Annotated in this window: 13 protein-coding genes; 7 read left to right on the top strand and 6 right to left on the bottom strand. The window is 60.3% G+C overall.

Annotation, left to right across the window (positions count from 1 at the left end):
• Positions 1-177 precede the first annotated feature (177 nt).
• From QD356_RS07560 to QD356_RS07550, 3 genes are all read left to right on the top strand, one after another.
• Positions 178-1164, top strand: coding sequence for a TRAP transporter substrate-binding protein (locus tag QD356_RS07560; protein WP_192837794.1), 987 nt, complete (start codon positions 178-180; stop codon positions 1162-1164).
• A gap of 88 nt (positions 1165-1252) precedes the next feature.
• Positions 1253-1750, top strand: coding sequence for a TRAP transporter small permease (locus QD356_RS07555; RefSeq protein WP_192837795.1), 498 nt, complete (start codon positions 1253-1255; stop codon positions 1748-1750).
• Complete coding sequence (locus QD356_RS07550) at positions 1747-3027, top strand: TRAP transporter large permease (RefSeq protein ID WP_192837796.1); 1281 nt, start codon at positions 1747-1749, stop codon at positions 3025-3027. The genes QD356_RS07555 and QD356_RS07550 overlap by 4 nt, the downstream gene beginning before the upstream one ends.
• A 266-nt stretch (positions 3028-3293) precedes the next feature.
• On the opposite strand, the gene QD356_RS07545 is transcribed toward QD356_RS07550, so the two are convergent.
• The 4 genes from QD356_RS07545 to QD356_RS07530 all read right to left on the bottom strand — a co-directional run bounded on the left by QD356_RS07545 (position 3294) and on the right by QD356_RS07530 (position 8021).
• Entirely contained in the window at positions 3294-3917 is a 624-nt protein-coding gene (locus tag QD356_RS07545; RefSeq protein WP_192837797.1) for an XRE family transcriptional regulator, read from the bottom strand.
• A gap of 272 nt (positions 3918-4189) precedes the next feature.
• The gene (locus tag QD356_RS07540; protein ID WP_216060339.1) at positions 4190-4570 is read right to left on the bottom strand and encodes a nuclear transport factor 2 family protein; all 381 of its coding nucleotides are present in this window, start codon (positions 4568-4570) and stop codon (positions 4190-4192) included.
• Between the two features lie 145 nt (positions 4571-4715).
• Positions 4716-6092 (bottom strand): FAD-binding oxidoreductase, encoded by a 1377-nt coding sequence (locus QD356_RS07535; protein ID WP_192837799.1) that lies wholly within the window; start codon positions 6090-6092, stop codon positions 4716-4718.
• 153 nt (positions 6093-6245) lie between these two features.
• Positions 6246-8021, bottom strand: coding sequence for a BCCT family transporter (locus QD356_RS07530; protein WP_192837800.1), 1776 nt, complete (start codon positions 8019-8021; stop codon positions 6246-6248).
• 641 nt (positions 8022-8662) lie between these two features.
• On the opposite strand from QD356_RS07530, the gene nhaC reads away from it, so the two are divergent.
• The 4 genes from nhaC to QD356_RS07510 all read left to right on the top strand — a co-directional run bounded on the left by nhaC (position 8663) and on the right by QD356_RS07510 (position 13707).
• Positions 8663-10102, top strand: coding sequence for a Na+/H+ antiporter NhaC (gene nhaC, locus QD356_RS07525; RefSeq protein ID WP_192837801.1), 1440 nt, complete (start codon positions 8663-8665; stop codon positions 10100-10102).
• Between the two features lie 2 nt (positions 10103-10104).
• A complete protein-coding gene (locus tag QD356_RS07520) occupies positions 10105-11022 on the top strand; it encodes an aminotransferase class IV (RefSeq protein WP_225996339.1) in 918 nt (305 codons plus the stop codon).
• 19 nt (positions 11023-11041) lie between these two features.
• Complete coding sequence (locus QD356_RS07515) at positions 11042-11701, top strand: GntR family transcriptional regulator (protein ID WP_176677352.1); 660 nt, start codon at positions 11042-11044, stop codon at positions 11699-11701.
• Between the two features lie 275 nt (positions 11702-11976).
• A complete protein-coding gene (locus QD356_RS07510; protein WP_192837803.1) occupies positions 11977-13707 on the top strand; it encodes a thiamine pyrophosphate-dependent enzyme in 1731 nt (576 codons plus the stop codon).
• Between the two features lie 203 nt (positions 13708-13910).
• On the opposite strand, the gene QD356_RS07505 is transcribed toward QD356_RS07510, so the two are convergent.
• Positions 13911-16139: a YjbH domain-containing protein gene (locus QD356_RS07505; RefSeq protein ID WP_225996340.1), complete on the bottom strand. Its 2229-nt coding sequence runs from the start codon at positions 16137-16139 to the stop codon at positions 13911-13913.
• Between the two features lie 65 nt (positions 16140-16204).
• Complete coding sequence (locus QD356_RS07500; protein WP_192837804.1) at positions 16205-17155, bottom strand: capsule biosynthesis GfcC family protein; 951 nt, start codon at positions 17153-17155, stop codon at positions 16205-16207.
• Positions 17156-17178 lie beyond the last annotated feature (23 nt).

Raw genomic sequence — 17178 nt, 5'->3', positions numbered from 1 at the left:
TGACGCCACCGATTTGGCGGGAAAGTAAGTCAATGCAAAACAGAGGTAGATCGGGTGGGTAGCGATAGCGCCATGGCGCTTTCTTGACAGATCCTTTTGGCATCAATCAATCTTCATACCGAAATCTGGAATACCAGTTTCGGATTGACTCCTTAATAACAATAGTGAGAGTTCGCCATGATCAAGAAATGGATGCTTATCAGCCTGCTGGTCGCCGCCACGCCGGCTCAGGCCACCACTGTCATCAAGCTGGGACACGGGACCAATGAAAATTTCCATATGGCGCGAGCGATGGTGGAGTTCGAACGCCTGGTGGAAGAAGGGGCTAATGGCGAGATTGACGTACAGATCTTCCCGTCATCCCAGCTGGGGGGGGATCGATCCATGATTGAAGGGGTGCAGACCGGCATTCTGGAAATGGCGGTGTCACCGTCGTCGTTCTTCACCAACTGGGACCCCGCTTTCGGCGTGATCGAACTGGCCTATATCTATCCGGACAAGGACACTGCGTTGGAAGTACTCGATGGCCCAGAAGGGGATGCCATGCTGAAACGACTTGATCGGATCGGCCTGAAGGGGTTGGGCTGGGTCGAGAGTGGCATGCGTCACCTGACCAATAATGCTCGCCCGATCAAGGCTCCTCAGGATCTGGAGGGCATCAAACTGCGCACCATGAAGGTGCCTGCCCATGTCGATACCTTCAAGGCGCTGGGGGCCAACCCGACACCGATGAATTTCGGTGAAGTCTATTCCGCTCTACAACAGGGAGTCATCGATGGGCAGGAAAACCCGCTTTCGTTGATCGACACGCAACGCTTCTATGAGGTGCAGAAGTACCTGACCCTTACGGCGCATATCTTTACGGCCTATACGCCGGTTATCTCCAAGACCTTCTTTGACTCCCTGCCTGAAGGACAGCAGCACTTGATTGAGCAGTCGATGGATCAGGCTATCGCCTACGATCGTGAACTGGTAGCAGAGGAGGATGCCGATCACCTAGCGCGTATCCAGAATTCTGGTGTTGAGATAAACAAACTGTCCGATGAACAGCATCAGGCCTTTGTTGATATCGCTGCAGACGTTAACGCTCAATATCGCAAGCGTATCGGTGCAGATGTCTTTGATGGGTGGATGGCTGCCATCGATCGCGCCTCTGAACAGTGATTAAGCACAGAGCCGGCACGCTAATCGCGAGGGGCGCCCAACTGGAAGAGATCCCTCACTCATTACGTGAAGCCGGAAAGTCGAGGACATGCCGATGATTCGTTGGCTGAATGAAAGGTTGGAAGAGTATCTGTCAGTTGTGCTGCTAGCACTGATCGTCGCACTGGTATCTGCCAATGTGCTGGCGCGCTATGTGTTCAACGCGTCCCTGTCCTGGGGGGAAGAGCTGGTGGGTTGGCTCTTCATCTGGTTTATCTGGATAGCAGTGAGCTACGTCTTTCGTCAGGATAAGCATATCGAGATTGCCTTTCTGAAGGAGCAGCTGCCTGAAGCGATACAGCGTTACTTGACACTAGTGGTTAGGCTGATCGTGGTTGCGTTTTTGATCACCATCAGCCTCTACTGCATCCAGCTGATGCTTAATCCCATGGTGCGGTATCAGGTATCGGTGGTGCTCCAGATACCGATGCCGCTTTACTACGCCTCGGCGCCCGCCGGCGCGCTATTGTCAGCGTTTCGCATTCTGCAACATTGTTGGCTGGCATGGCGATTTCCTCGCACCAGCCTTGAAGGAGGTGCCCTATGATCGCTGTTTCACTGATCGGCATGTTATTCGCCTTTATTGCTGTTGGCATGCCAGTGGCCATGGGGATGGGGCTTGCCACGCTGCTGGTGATATTGCTGGTCGATGGTGCGCCACCAGTGGTGCTTCTAGCGCGTTCGCTGGTAACAGCAGCGGACTCCTTTCCGCTGATTGCCGTCCCCCTTTTTGTGCTGGCCGGCGATCTGATGCAGATGGGGGGCATGTCACGACGCATCGTCGGTTTTGCCCATTCGCTGGTAGGGCATGTCAAAGGCGGTTTGGCCTATGTCAACGTGCTGGCATGCTGCTTCTTTGCTGCCATTTCCGGCTCGTCACCGGCTACCGTGGCAGCGATTGGGTCGAACATGGTGCCGGAGATGGAAAAGGTCGGTTATCCACGACGCTTCTCGTCTGCTCTTACGGCAGCCGGAGGCATGGTGGGGGTGATGATTCCACCGTCCATTCCCTTCATCATCTATGGCGTATCCGCGGAGGTCTCGATCGGCAAGCTATTCATGGCCGGGATCGTCCCTGGCATCATGTTTGGTATTGCCTATATGCTGACCGCACGACTGATGCTTAGGCACAATCGTAAGTTGTTGGAGGAGCGCACTAGCTTCTCGAGCAAGGCGGTGACCACTTCGCTGCGCGATTCGATCTGGGCGCTGCTGGTCCCGGTCATTATCTTGGGTGGGATTTATGGTGGGATATTCACTCCTACCGAAGCGGGTGGGGTGGCCGTCATCTACTCGATCATCATTGGCGTCTTCGTCTACGGTGATATCCGCTTGTCGGAGTTGCCCAAGGTGTTTGCGCGTAGTGCTTCGACTAGCGGACAGATCCTGATCCTGGTAGTGGTGGCCGGTGGCTTTGGCCAGTTACTGACCATTGCCCAAGTGCCGAAAGATCTTGCGGCTGCCATTACCGGGTTTTCGACCAACCCTTTGGTACTACTACTGATGATCAACCTATTGCTACTGATCGTCGGCATGTTTATGGAGACCATTGCAGCAATCATCATCCTGACACCACTTTTATTACCGGTAGCGATTGCCGCGGGCGTCGACCCGATCCACTTCGGGGTGATCATGACCGTAAATCTTGCCATCGGCTTTTGTACGCCACCTCTAGGGGTCAACCTGTTCGTTGCCTCATCGGTGTCCGGTGTCAAGATCATGGAGGTGTCAGCGGCGATCATTCCTTACTTCGCGGCCATGATCGCGCTGCTGCTGGCCATAACCTATCTGCCGGGCATCTCGATGTTCCTTGCGGGCGGCTAGCTGCACCAACGGATATTTCACACCGTTGCATGCACTCTTAAACCGGCGCTTCGATCCAGTATCGTGTGCCGGTTTTTGTATGTGGTCGCATATCGATACTTGGCTTCTCCTCGATATAGCATGTCGAATCAGCGAGTTGGATCAGTGAGGGCTTGCTGTGTGGAGAACTTTCGCGAAGGAGCAATACTCGAACGCGGCACAGCGTTGGGCTTAGCGAGGCGACCTCCCAGCTCCCTTTTCAGAACTAGCCTGTTACCCCATTGCGGTCAATACTCGACGCCCGTCATCACCCAGACGATGCGGGTCTCGGTCTCACCGGGGTTGCGAATCCAGTGGGGTTCTTCCCCGGTCAGCGAGAAGCTGTCGCCCGGGTTGAGCAGGAAGACCTGCTCGCCGATGGTCAGCTCCAGCTGGCCACTTTCCACATAGCCCGCTTCCTCACCGCGCCGTTCACGTGGCGTCTCGCCGCCGCTGCCACCGGGCTGCAGGCGGGTCATGATCAGAATGAGCTGACCACTCAGGCGGGGGGAGAGCAATTCTTCCCGCGCGCCGATGGCGCCGAGGTTCATGGCGCGGCGCTGATCCGCGCGCACGATAGTTTCCTGCTCGGCCGCCGAGTCACTGCCGCCCGGCTGGAAGAACCAGCTGACGCGCACGTCGAGGGCGTCACTCAGCGTCTGCAATACCCCGATGGGCAGCGAGGAGACGCCGCGTTCCACCTGGCTGAGATAGCCGACGGATTTGCCGACGCGTTCCGCCAGTTGGCTGAGGGTCAGCTGGCGGGACTTGCGCAGGTCGCGCAGCTGCCGGCCGATACGGCGGTCTTCCTGTTCTGCATTGCTGAGCGTGCTGCCGATTGAAGCCTGTGAGGAGTCTGAGTCCGTGGTCATCCGGTTTCCTCTTGGCAATGGGCGCTGGCGGTCAATGAGTGGCGTTTCATGTGGATGAAAAGCATGCAGCGGTTTTCATCAGCAAGATTATCAGCATGCGGCGTCGAGAGATAAGCCTGTGTCGTTATCAAATCGTCGTGTCGAGGCGGGGATTGATAGGGGGTTGGCGGATCTTGATGAGGGGGTTGAGATAGCGGCTTCTGAGATAACGCTTGAGACGCAAAAGGCCAGTCATCACGACTGGCCTTTTGCGTCTGTGCTGCGCGTGACGATCACGCGGCTGGCGTAAAGGCCGGTCGCTGCTTGCGGAAGGCCTGTTTGCGGGTGATCTTGCCCTTCTCGAGGGTGAAGAGATCCACGCTATCGGCCTCGACACGCAGACCATCGGGCTGGGTCGCCATGAAGGTGCATTCGGAGACGACGCGCTGATCGGCGAAGAAGAACTCGCCCTTGGCCCACTGCACATCGGGCATGGTCGTCCAGGTATTCACGAAGGCGTCGCGCACGGCGGCCTTGCCGACGATACGCGTGCCGTGCGCCTCATCGCCGGACACGGTGTCGAAGACCACATCGTCGGCGAAGTATTCCATGACCTCATCGATGGCGTGGCGATTGAAGGCATCGAACATGGCGGTCATCTGTTCACGATTCATGGTGCGTCTCTCTGGTGCTTGCATGCCGCAAGAGGCATGTCAGTGGGAGGTGCCGCGACGGAATTGGAGTGCGCCGCGGCGTGTCGGGAAGTGATGGCAGGAAGTGATAGGAGCGATCAGTGGCGCAACTCGCGCGGGGCGTGTCTCAGCTCACCTTGTCCAGCACCTGGAAATACTTGTAGAGCAGGTGTTGGCCCATGCGCCGGATAGGTCTGAGCGGATGGGCGGGCAGCGGCGAGTTGAAGATCGGCAGATGGGCTTCCGGCAACGACTGTCCGGCGATCAGCGCGGCCAGCTGCTTGGAAGCATAAGCCGAGAACGACACGCCGTTGCCGCTGTAACCCTGGGAGTAGAAGATCTGCTGCTTGGGGTCCGGCTGCACGATGCGCGGCATCATGTCGTGAGAGATATCCATCCAGCCATGCGAGAACCACGGCGTCTCGATACCGGCCAGCGCGGGAAACTTGCGCGCGATGGCCTCATGCACCACATCCAGATGCCGGGCGTTCTGCGCATCCGCGCCACTGATGGCGCTGCGCGTTCCGATCTGCAGGCGCTTCTCGGGCAGCAGTCGGTAGTAGTGGCGCAGCTTGCGGGTGTCCGTGGCGAAGATGGTGGAATGCAGGCCGCAGGCCTCGATCTCCTCGTCAGTCAGGGTGCGCGTCCACACCGAGTTGGCCATGATCGGCATGTTGCGATAGGCGGTCAGCGAGTGAAGATTGGGGCTGGTATAGCCCGCCGTGGCGATGCCCACCGCGCGCGCCTTGACCGTGCCGCCCGGCGTCTGCAGATAGTGGATGCCGTTCTCGGTCGTCCAGTGCTGCACCGGGCTGCTGGTGTGGATTCGGGCGCCATGGCGGCGCGCGATACGCGCATAGCTATAGGCCAGCTTGAGCGGCTGCACGGCGATGCCCTCGGGCTCCAGCATCGCGCCGTGACTCTCCTGATCGCCCATGAAGTCACGATGCACTGACGCGCGGTCCAGCGTTCGGGTCCGGTAGCCGAGGATGTTGTTGCACAGGCGCGATTCGGCCTCGAGATGCTGCATGGCCTGCGGGCTATGGGCGATCAGCAGATTGCCCAGTGGCTGAGGCTCGCAGTCCACCTCCGGGTCCTGGGTCAGGGACTTGAAGACCTCGAACCCCTCCAGGCTATTGGCGTGCAGCTGGCGCGCCATGTCGACGCCCCATTTCCTGACCCACTGGCTGCGGCTCAGGCGCCCCCAGGCCAGATGCCCTTGGCCGCCATTGCGGCTGGTGCAGCCCCAGCCGATCTGATTGGCCTCCAGCACCACCGCCTTGATGCCATGCTCACGCGCCAGGAACATCGCCGTGGCAAGGCCGGTGAAGCCGGCGCCGATCAGCACCACGTCGGCCTCCATGTCGTCAGTGACCGGGCCATCATCCTCGGGCGGCGGCCCTGCATGGTAGCGCCAGTAGCTCGGCGCATAATCCACGCCTTCGCCCGGGGAGCTGTCCTTGAGAGGGTCGTAGTGAGGGTTGTAAGGCTGCTTGACAGTCATCGTGGGTCACCATCCGTCTTGTTGTTGGCGATCGTTGTCATTGGTGATCGTTATTGGTGATCAGTGTCATTGGCGATCAATGGCGGTGCTGGTTCGTGCGCGTTGCGTTCTGGTGGCTTGCCTGCTCGAGTCGACGTGTGCCCGTCATGCCGCTCAGGTCGCGCCCGGGATGGGCTGGCTTCCCGACCCCGGGATGGCGGGCGGCGTAGCCGTGGTACTTGTCGATGTACTTGGCGATGTAATGGGCGTGCTAGCTGGCGTGGCGGGTGTCACAGCGCTGGAGGCTTCCGGCTCAGCGGCTTCGGCAGGCAGAGGCTTTACCTGAGGGGCTGGCTGCATGGCCGTCGCGGGCTGTTCATGGGTCGCCTTGAGCATGCGATAGACCGAGAACATGTAAGCGATGCTGACGAGGAAGAAGGGCGCGCCGACCACGATCGCCAGGCTCTTGATGGCGTTGAAGCCCCCGGCGAGCTGGAAGACGATACCGGTGACACCGATGATCACGCCCCACAGCAGGCGCATCAGGATCTTCGGATTCTCGTTGCCATTGGAGACCTGCATGGCCGAGAAGAACGAGGCCGAATCCGAGGTAGTGACGGCGAAGACGACGATGTTGAACAGCACCGCGAGGCACAGCCACCAGCCGCCGGGCATGCTCTGCAGCAACAGGTAGATGCCGGATTCCGGATTGCCCTGCACGCTTTGCCACAGCGGCACGATCTGATTGACCTCGGCATAGCCCGCCGAGCCGCCCCAGATGCTGAACCACACGATCGACAGCAGCATCGGCACCACCACCACGCCGAACACGAATTCGCGCAGGGTGCGGCCGCGGGAGATGCGCGCGATGAAACCGCCGCAGAAGGGAATGTAGGAGATGTACCAGAGCCAGTAGAAGATCATCCACCAACCCACCCACTCACGCTGTTCGAAGCTGCCTGCGTCGGTCCAGAACTGGTTGACGAACACCGAGCCGAAGTAGTCACCGAACTGCTGGGTGATCATGTTCAGCAGGTACTGCGCCGGGGCGTGACCGAAGGCCAGCAGCGCCAGCAATATGGCGCCGGCCATGATCATGTTGAGCAGGCTGAGGTACTTGATGCCGCGCTCGATGCCGGTCGCCGCCGATGCCACATAGGCGATGATGATCACCAGCATCACCATGGCCTGACCGAAGGCGCCGAACTCGAGTCCGAACAGCACCTTCAAGGCATAGCTGATGGAGGTGACGCCCAGCCCGATCATGGTGGCATTGCCGCCGATGGTGCCGATCACACCAAGCCCGTTGGCAAGCTTGCCCCACAGACTGCTGTTGCAGCGCTCCCCCAGAAGACCGTAGAGACCGGTGGCGACCGTCAGCGGCTGCCCGAGGCGATAGGCCGGGAAGGCGATGGCCCAGGCGGCCACGGCAAACAGTGCCCAGCCATTCATGCCCCAGTCCATCAGCGTGTTGCGGATCGCGGTCGATACCCCGGCCTGCTGGCCGACTTGATTGAGGTCCTGCACATGCGAGGAGGTGTAGAGGTGCGTCAATGGCTCGGCGACGCTGAAGAACACGAAGCCGATGCCCAGCCCGCAGCTGAAGATCATCGAGATCCACGCCACATAGCTGAACTCAGGACGTGAATCATCCGGCCCCAGCCGGATGCCGCCAAAGGGACTGAGCAACAGATAGAAGCTGAAGATCAGCGTTGCGGCGACACCGAGCACGAAGCTCCAGCCGAAATTGAAGATCAGGAAGTCGCGTATGCCGGACAGCGCCGCGCCGGTCTGCTCCGGCGCCGCCAGGGCATAGATCATGATCAGGGTGTAGATGCTGAGAACGGGCCAGAACAGCCCTTTATCGTAGTCGCCAAGCAGACCGGATGAGCGCGGAACGCCGTTGCTGCCAGCGCGCTCAGCCGCTGCGGGATTGCGTGTTGCTGTCACTGGGGTGCCTCCAGGAAGGGGCCCTGATGCTCCACGCCAGATCTCGTCAGACACCTGACAAGCCGACAGGAATATCGAGAGCAGATTTTATTGTTGTCATGGGAGCGGGGGCTGGGACGTCGCCCTTCATCGAACCGGCTAGGTCCCCATCCATCGTCAGTGAATGCGCTGCAGCTGATACAGCACTCGATGAATCTTCTCGCGTCACAAATGAAAATAGACGGCGAGTAAAATCGCGCAAGTGAAATTTTTAAGTATTTTTTCATTTATATGTAAATTGATTGTCTTCCGACATTAACTTCTTGAAATACAGAGAAAATAACGCCACTGCGCAGCCTGGCCCGATGGTGGCAGGCCAGCGAACAGAGGCAGGAGGGGGATAGAGAGCGGAGTCGAGGTAGGAGCAGGGAGGGGAGCAGGGAGTGGAGCAGAGAGGGGGCAGCAGAGAGTGGAGCAAGAAAGCGAAAGGCAGCCAAGGGATAAGCCAATGGCGTGAATCAACAAGGTCAGAATGCTTCGAGCCCCTCATCACTCCCTGATGAGGGGCTCGAGTCTATGGGCTCTCACAAGTTGCTTGCGCCTCTCGGGAAGGTCGGTATAGAGTTAATGTGTACTGTATACAATTCTAAGAAGGTGCAGTCATGACAACTGAAAACCCCTCCGTCCCGGAGTTGAACGGGGCATCCCTGTCGGGAATCTTCCTGGCATTCTGTCTATTGATGTCCAGTGTCCTGCTGCTCAAGGTGCCGGTGGCACTGGCGTTGTTCGCTGCCTGGTTCCTGCTGATGCTGTGTGGCTGGATATTGAAGGTGCCGTATCCCAGCCTGCAGGCGGGCCTGATGAAAGGCATCATGCGTGGCATGGAAGGCGTGCTGATCATTACCTGTGTGGGCGCGGTGGTCGGCTCCTGGATTGCGGGCGGCATCGTGCCGACCGTCATCTATTACGGCCTGAGTCTCGTCCACCCGGGTACCTTCCTGCCCATCGCGTTTCTGGCCTGCGCCTTGACCAGCCTGGTCACAGGTACCTCCTTTGCCTCGGTGGGGACTGTCGGCGTCGCGATGATGGGCGTCGGCGCGGGGTTCGAGATTCCGCTGCCCTATGTGGCAGGGGCCGTGATCTCTGGCGCCTACGTCGGTGACGCCATCTCCCCGCTGTCCGACACCACCATCCTGTCGTCCTCTCTGTGTGATGTCTCCCTGATCGATCATGTGCGCTCCATGGCCTGGGTTGGCTTGCCTGCCGGTGTGCTCGTACTGGGCGGCTTCTACCTGTTGGGCATGGATTCCGCGGCATCCAGCCAGGCCATGCAGTCCGCTCAGGTGATGTTGAGTGACCTGGATGCCCTGTTCGTGATCAGCCCGATGTTGCTGTTGCCGCTGTTGATCACACTCGGCCTTCTGATGGCACGCAAGCCCGCCATTCCGGTGATCGCGATAGGGGCCTTTCTCGGTGTGCTGTGTGCCTGGTGGGTGCAGGGTGCAACGCCTCTCGAAGCTGCCATGTCGCTGTATCAGGGCTATTCCCAGACGCTGGAAGGTTCCACGATCGGCGGGATTCTCAGCCGTGGCGGAATCCAGTCCATGTTGCCGGTGGTCGTCATCGTCATCTTCGCGCTCGGGCTCGGCGGGTTGATGGAAAGCCTCGGCGTCATCCGTTCGGTGGGCAATCGTCTGTCGCGGATGGTGAAGGGGGACGTCAGTCTTACCCTCATCACCGTGACCTGCGGATTCTTCGGCTCAGTCTTCGGTGGCGCCGCCTATGTCTCGCTGTTCACGGCCTCGGCCATGACTCGCAATCTCTATGAGCAGCAGGATATCGAGCGACGGGTGCTCTCGCGCAATTGCGAGGCCGGCGGCACCTTGTCCTGCCCGATGATTCCCTGGACCAGCGGTGCTGTCTTCATGGCGGCCACCACCGGCGTGGCGACCCTCGATTACCTCCCGTACCTGTTCTATCACTTCGCCTTCATGGCTGGCTGTCTCATCAGCGCCATGACCGGGCTCGCGTTCTGGAAGGGGCGCCGCGCCCTGAATTCCACACATTCCGTCACAACTTCACCTCTTTCTCAGGAAGCTTGATCATGGCCATGTCCACTATCAGTTCTCAGGCGTATGTCACCGATCCGCGCAACGATAACGTCCTCATCTACGTCAATGGCGAGTTCAAGAAGCGCAACGAAGCGACGGTTTCCATCTTTGACAGTGGCTTCGTGCTCGGGGATGGCATCTGGGAAGGGATGCGTCTCATCAATGGCAAGCTGCTGGCGATTGATGCGCATATGGATCGTCTGTTCGAGGGTGCCAATTCGATCGATCTGGATCTTGGCATGAGCCGCGCCGACATGATCGGCATCATCCGCGAGACGCTGCGCGTCAATGACATGCACGATGGTGTTCATATCCGTCTGATGGTGTCGCGTGGCTTGAAGAGCACGCCCAACCAGGACCCGCGCTTCGTGCTCGAGGGCCCGACGGTCGTGGTCGTGGCGGAATACAAGAAGATCGATGTCGAGCGCAAGCAGAAGGGCATCAAGCTGTTCACCTCGACCTTCCGCTGCAGCACACCGGATGTCTTTGATCTGCGCCTGAATTCCCACAGTCGTCTCAACTTCATCCAGGCATTGATTCAGGCATTGCACGCTGGCGCGGATGAAGCCTTGATGCTGGATAGCCGTGGCTTCGTGGCCAGCTGCAACTCCACCAACTTCTTCATCGTGCGCAAGGGTGAAGTCTGGACCTCCACCGGCCTTTGCAACTTCAATGGCCTGACCCGCAAGGCAGTGATCGACCTGGCGGCCAGCAACGGCCTGGTGGTTCGGGAAAAGGACTTCACTTTGGCTGAAGTGTATAGTGCTGATGAGGCCTTCGTGACCGGTACCCTGGGCGGTCTGACCCCCGTCGTGTGCATTGATGGTCGCACGATCGGAACAGGGGAAATGGGGCCGGCCTATCGGCAGTTGAATGCCTTCTATGAAGCCTATCTCGAGGAGACGAAGTGACCAGAGGGATTCGCAAGGCATGAATGATTTCAGCAAGCTGCATCGCCCTGACACCCTGTGGTCGGGCGTGGCTGAGCAGATCCAGGACCTCATCGCGTCGGGCACTCTTGTCCCGGGCATGAAGCTCACTGAAGCCTATCTCTCCAAGGCACTCGGCGTCAGCCGGGTGCCGGTACGAGAGGCCTTGCGCCATCTGCTGAGTACGGGGTTGCTGGTCAGTGAGCCCTACAAGGGCGTGCGAGTCCGTCATTTCGATCATGCCCATCTCGCCCAGTTGTACGCCTATCGCGCGGGGCTGGAGAGAATGGCCTTCAATATTCTCTGGCCGATCAAGACCGTGCAGATGACTGACGAGCTGATTCGACGTCAGCACGCCTTGAGCGACGCCATCGGGCGGCGTGACAGTGAAGGCGCCATCATCGCCGAGCTGCATCTGCATGGTTGGTGCCACGAGGTCTCGGGCAATGAATTCCTGCTGGCGGATTGGGAGCGTATACGACCGCATCTGCAGTGTTATTTCGTGCTTCACCAGCGGGCCCATCAGCGGCCCGGCCCATCGCGTGAAGCCCATGACCGCTATGTGGCGCTTGCCACCGGTGACTCGCTGCCGGACATGCTCGCGCATATCGATGAGCATATGCACCAGGGCATGAGCAAGGTGCTGGAATTGGTCGAGTAGGCACGTGCCGCGTACCACCTATCCCTTCTGGACTGTCCTCTGACGGTCTTTTTCGCCTCTTGCTTCACTCCCGCTGGCAGCACTCTGTCCCGCGGGCAGTGTCTGCACGCTGTCTCTTTGACCCATCACACGCAACGCGGTGTGCCAGCGTGAGTTTCGTGGCTGGCCATTGTTTTCCGCGGCTTGGACCCAAGGTCTTGTTCACTGTTTATTCGAATGAGTGAATGCATTGCTCATCCTGACCCGAAAGCTCACCGGAAAAGGAAAGCACCTCCATGGCACTAACCACATCTTCGTCAGCGTCCGTCTCCGAGATCATCGTCGATTCATTGCTTGAGGCTGGCGCCAAGCGTTGCTACGGCATCGTGGGTGACACCATCAACCACTTCACCGACGCCATTCGGCGCTCTGAGATGGAGTGGGTACATGTGCGGCACGAGGAGGTGGCCGGTTTCGCGGCAGGGGGCGAGTCTTTCATCAGTGGCGAGCTTTCCTGCTGTGCCGGAACCTGTGGGCCGGGCAGCACGCACTTTCTGAATGGTCTGATCGAATCACACCGCAATGGCGCGCCGGTGGTGTTCATTGCCTCGCAGATCGATACCGCCGAGATGGGCGTCGGCTTCCCGCAGGATGTGGATCAGAAGGCGCTCTATTCCCAGTACAGCGTGTTCTGCGAGTACCTGACCAATCCCGAGAATGCCCGCCGCATGGTCGCCATCGCGGCGCAGAAGGCGCTGGCGGAAGGCGGGGTCGCGGTGCTGATCGTGCCGGGGGATCTGTTCACCCAGAAGCCCAAGGGCTCGCTGCCGTGGCGTGCCCATCGCTTCGCGCCGGTGATTCGCCCCGGCGAGCAGGAGCTGGCTGCCGTGGCTGAAGCGCTGAATGCGCCGGGCAAGGTCTCGATCTATGCCGGTATCGGCTGTCAGCACGCGCAGGAGGAAGTACTGGCGCTGGCACGACGGCTCAAGGCGCCAATAGCCTGGACGTCGCGCGCCAAGGACTTCATCGAGCCCGATAATGAGCTCGAAGTCGGCATGACCGGCGTGTTCGGGCTGCAGGGCGGCTACGAGGCCGTTGCGGAGTGTGACACCTTGCTGCTGCTCGGCTGCAGCTTCGCCTGGACACAGTTCTATCCGGACAAGGCGACGGTGATTCAGGTCGATCTGGACCCCGGCAAGATCGGTATTCGCCACCCGGTGGATCTCGGGGTCGTCGGTAGCGTCAAGGACACCTGCGCGGCGCTGCTGACCCGTGTCGACCCGCGTGATGACAGCGCCTGGCTCGACAGCTGCCGCAAGAAGTATCTCGAGGCGCGTGACGATGCCGCCGTCACCTCCGATGACGAGCGTCTGATCCACCCGCAGGAGCTGACACTGGCGCTGGATCGCCACGCCAGCGAAGACGCCGTCTTCACTGCCGATGGCGGCAGCCCGATGGTGTGGTGCCTGCGTCATATTCGGGCCAACGGCAAGCGCCGCACGCTGCCGAGCCTGATGCACGGCACCATGGCCAATGCCTACCCTCAAGCCATCGGCATCCAGAAGGCCTACCCGCAGCGTCAGGTGATCGCCATGTGCGGCGATGGCGGTCTTGCCATGCTGATGGGGGACCTGCTAACCCTCAAGCAGGAGAAGATCCCGCTCAAGATCGTCATCTTCAACAACAGCACGCTGGGCTTCGTCGAGCTTGAGCAGAAGGTCGAGGGTATCCTGGATACCTACACCGAGCTCGAGAATCCAGACTTCTCGCTGCTGGCACAGTCCATGGGGCTGTGGGGGCGTCGCGTCGAGGAGAAGCACGAGCTGGATGAGGCGGTGCAGAGCCTGCTGGCCCAGGAAGGCCCCGGGGTGCTCGAGGTCAAGGTCAATCGCATGGAGCTGGTGATGCCGCCGCATGTGGAAGCCGGCCAGGTCGCCTCCACCGCGCTCTACTCCGCCAAGGCGGTGCTCAATGGTCGCATGGATGATGTGGTCGACCTGGTGCGCAACAACTTCACCAAGCGCTGAGCGAATGACATGAGTCGGTAAGCTGCTCAGCTGTCTGTGCAAAGCTGATGCGAAAGAAGGCCCCGATCCTGTGGATCGGGGCCTTCTTGTGGGTGCGGCTATTGCCCTGTGACTTAGCTCAGCTTATTACATAGCTCAGCTCATTACGGAGATCCGCTCATTACGGAGATCCGCTCATTACGTAGATCAGCTCATGGCGTCGTTCACTTCCAGACCTGGGAAGCGAAGCCGCGCCAGTAGTCATCCATGTCGCGATAGCTGGTCATGTCATACAGGCTGAACTTGCGATTGAGGCGGGCGCCACCATCGCGGGTCAGCGGATTCCAGGCCAGGCCGACAGTGTCACGGCTGGAGTGCATGAAGAACGCATCCAGCGGCAGCACGATGTAGAGGCCCTTGTCGAAGCTACCCTCCCCGAAGTCGTCGCCGGCATCGGTGAAGGTGGCCCAGGCGCCCATGCGTGCGCCATTGGCGAAGCCGCGTGAGACATCCAGCGTCATGCCGACATCTTCTGCCAGGTAGCGGCCGAAGCTGGCCTTGGCCAGTACGTCTTCATAGCCGGTATCCCAGTAGATGCTGGCATGGCCAGTGGTGGTCGAGTAATCACGCAGGCCGAACTGTTGATCGAACTCGCGCTGCTTGACCCAGTTCACATCGACCCCGTAGGCCAGTGGTGAGCCCAGCGGGCGATAGAGCACCTCCGCGCCGACACCGGCATACATCATTTCCAGAATGCCGCCGTAGGCCATGCCGTACCAATCGCGCCCGAACTGGTGAGTGCGGGTGTACTGCAGGTTGTCGATACCGACGTCGGTCTCTTCGATATAGCGACCGATATAGGAGCGAACCCTGGGCAGCTTGGAGTCCGAGATGTAATCGAACTTGTCGAAGTTGTCGAACAGGGTCAGCTGTGCCGAACCGGAGAGCCAGCCGTGACGATCGGTACGCCAGGCAGCGGAGCCGCGCAGATAGGCCTGATACAGATAGCCATCCGGACCGCCGATGTTCTGGTTGAGGCCAGGCGAGAAGCCGGCACTCCAGCGATCATCAGGATTCTCGAGCAGCACCTTTTCACCGCTGTAGCGGGCCGCGCCTTCGCCATGCGCATCGGTCGGCTCGGTGGCTGCCAACGCATAGACGCTGTGGGTATAGCGCAGCTGCTGGCGCGCATCGTGTCCGGCGCTGACGACATCGGCGCGCGAGTGGACATCTTCGCGCGTGTCCAGGCCGCCGGAACGCAGGCGGTAATGGAAGCTCTCGAAATAGTCATCCAGCCGGTTGTGCAGCACGCGGTTGGCACGCCCTTCGGCCTGAGCGGTGGAGCGGAAACGCGTGCTCTCGCCACTGACGATCAGCGCCGTTCCCTCGCGCGAGAGGCTATCGACACGAATGCCCGATTGCGCCTGAATCTCGCGGGAGAGCTCAGGCCAGCTGACCTGGTTGCGCGTGGGGGCCTCGGCATTCAGACGCTCCGGCGGGCTATCCAGCTTGGCCTGCGAGAGCCCGGCGAGATCCACCCCGAAGTTGACGCCGAACATCGCGGTATTGCCACGCTCCCAGCCGGCCTTGACGGTCAGGTTGTCAGTCACGCTCAGGCGGGCACCCAGGTTGATCGGGCTGTCCTGCTCTTGATCGTTGTCCTGCGGCTCGCTCTGATAGTCATTGCCATCAAGCTCTGCCATCAACACCAGCGGGTCCCACGGTGTCTGCCATTCCACGCCGCCGAAGATACCGACATCGCCCTTGAACAGGCTGTTGAGGGAGAACTCACCGCCCTGATCTCCGCCGGTCTCACCACGGCCTGGGCGGTCGTTGTAGCTGTCACGCACCCAGCCGAGCGGGTTGCTGATATCACCGCGTGAACCGAGATAGCCCCAACCCAGCCCCAACGTGAAGTCGAGGTCATACCAGCGCTTGCTGGCGACCAGGTACTCACTGCCGAACAGGCTGGTACCGCCCATATCGCGCAGGCCGACCGCGACTTCAGGCAGATAACGACTCTCTTCCCACAGGCGGAACTTGGCGTCGACACCCTTATCCAGGTAATCGCGGTCACCGGCGATGGCTTCGCCGTACAGGCGGTTGGTGACTTCCGTGTAGCGGAAACCGACCTCCAGCCAATCGAGCGGCTGCAGGCTGACGTTATAGCGCCGGTAAGGCTCGACCTGGCTATAGGAGAAGTGAATGCTGCCCGCTTTCTGCATGCGCGCGGTGGGGGTCTGCATCAGGCCGACGCCGCCGAAGTCCGATTGTCCATGCCCGAGGCCACTGAGACGTGTCTCGATCGGCTGCGGACCATCCAGCAGGCCGGCGTAGGTCATCGGGGCCAGCAGCACGCCCGCACTGAGCATGGCCAGCTGCCGGATGGCGCGCGTCAAGGGAGTGAGCCGGGCACGTGCCGGCGCCATGGAAGTGAAGTGCGAATGATCCATGCTGTCTGCTGCCATCCTTTGCCTGCCTGAGCACGAGGCGTCCTGCTGTGTCATTGTCACGTCGCTCATGGAGTGTCGCCCTGAGGGAGCGAGCCACTGTCCGCGTCATCACGGTGATCACTGTCATTACGGTTATCACGGTCATCACTGTCAGCGTATTGCCGCGCTACCTGCAGATAGTCGCGCTGCTGCGGTCCCCCCGTGATGGCGTCTACGCTGCGGCACTCCTTGCCCGGCCATTGCAGACTCAACCACTCGGGCAGGCTGCGATTGACCCAGGCGGCTGCCGCCGAGATACGCGGCATGTTGACCACGACACGGTCGCCCGGCGCCAGCGTATAGGGCTGGTCATTCCAGGCGCTGATGCCGCGGACGATGATTCTGCCGCCCAGCGTGATGATACTGGCGTGTTCCGAGTCCGCCTGCGCGCCCGGCAGGCCAGCGATGGCGTCGTGCAGCGTCAGGCCGGGGCGCCAGTCCAGCTGGCGCACGCCAACGGCACTCCAGAGCTGAATGCGCGTCTCGGTCTGACATTGGCCTATCCAATCACCCTTCGTGAGCGGGATGTCCAGGCGCGGAAAACGCCACAGAGCGATGGGATCGATCCGTCCGACCTGACGCCCCTCGATCGGCGTGCGGCCGATGATGCGCATCCAGTGCTTGAGGCCTTCAGCTGACAGCCGATCATCAAAGACGGCCTGCGAACTCAACTGACGCAGCTCGAAGAACAGGCGACGCCCCAGCTGACGAGCCCTGTCGCGTGTCTGTTGGGTGGCCACGAACGCATGCGGCCACTCGATACCATTGGCATTCGTCAGAACGCCGAGCTGGCGCGATAGCGCCTCACTGATGGTCAGAGTCTGGGCGCTGGCCTCCTGGTCTTGGGATGGGCCTTGCGATGCTGCCGGAGTCTCGCTGGCGAGCGCTGCGCCAGGTAGCAAGAGGGCACCGCAAGCAGAGGCGAGCATCGCGACGCCAAGGGCGGCCTTCAGACGTTCATGCAGATAGCTTTTCACGACACCTCGACGGGCAAGAGACA

This window comes from Cobetia sp. 2AS, assembly GCF_029846355.1.
GTDB classification, from domain to species: Bacteria; Pseudomonadota; Gammaproteobacteria; order Pseudomonadales; family Halomonadaceae; genus Cobetia; species Cobetia amphilecti.
The sequence above is the reverse complement of the archived record's forward strand: the minus strand, read 5'-3'. Positions and strand labels throughout refer to the sequence as shown.

What these genes read in the sequence shown, in the direction of transcription:
- QD356_RS07560 (WP_192837794.1), top strand. Translation starts at nt 178, where the DNA reads ATGATCAAGAAATGGATGCTTATCAGCCTGCTGGTCGCCGCCACGCCG.
- QD356_RS07555 (WP_192837795.1), top strand. Translation starts at nt 1,253, where the DNA reads ATGCCGATGATTCGTTGGCTGAATGAAAGGTTGGAAGAGTATCTGTCA.
- QD356_RS07550 (WP_192837796.1), top strand. Translation starts at nt 1,747, where the DNA reads ATGATCGCTGTTTCACTGATCGGCATGTTATTCGCCTTTATTGCTGTT.
- QD356_RS07545 (WP_192837797.1), bottom strand. Translation starts at nt 3,917, where the DNA reads ATGACCACGGACTCAGACTCCTCACAGGCTTCAATCGGCAGCACGCTC.
- QD356_RS07540 (WP_216060339.1), bottom strand. Translation starts at nt 4,570, where the DNA reads ATGAATCGTGAACAGATGACCGCCATGTTCGATGCCTTCAATCGCCAC.
- QD356_RS07535 (WP_192837799.1), bottom strand. Translation starts at nt 6,092, where the DNA reads ATGACTGTCAAGCAGCCTTACAACCCTCACTACGACCCTCTCAAGGAC.
- nhaC (WP_192837801.1), top strand. Translation starts at nt 8,663, where the DNA reads ATGACAACTGAAAACCCCTCCGTCCCGGAGTTGAACGGGGCATCCCTG.
- QD356_RS07520 (WP_225996339.1), top strand. Translation starts at nt 10,105, where the DNA reads ATGGCCATGTCCACTATCAGTTCTCAGGCGTATGTCACCGATCCGCGC.
- QD356_RS07515 (WP_176677352.1), top strand. Translation starts at nt 11,042, where the DNA reads ATGAATGATTTCAGCAAGCTGCATCGCCCTGACACCCTGTGGTCGGGC.
- QD356_RS07510 (WP_192837803.1), top strand. Translation starts at nt 11,977, where the DNA reads ATGGCACTAACCACATCTTCGTCAGCGTCCGTCTCCGAGATCATCGTC.
- QD356_RS07505 (WP_225996340.1), bottom strand. Translation starts at nt 16,139, where the DNA reads ATGGATCATTCGCACTTCACTTCCATGGCGCCGGCACGTGCCCGGCTC.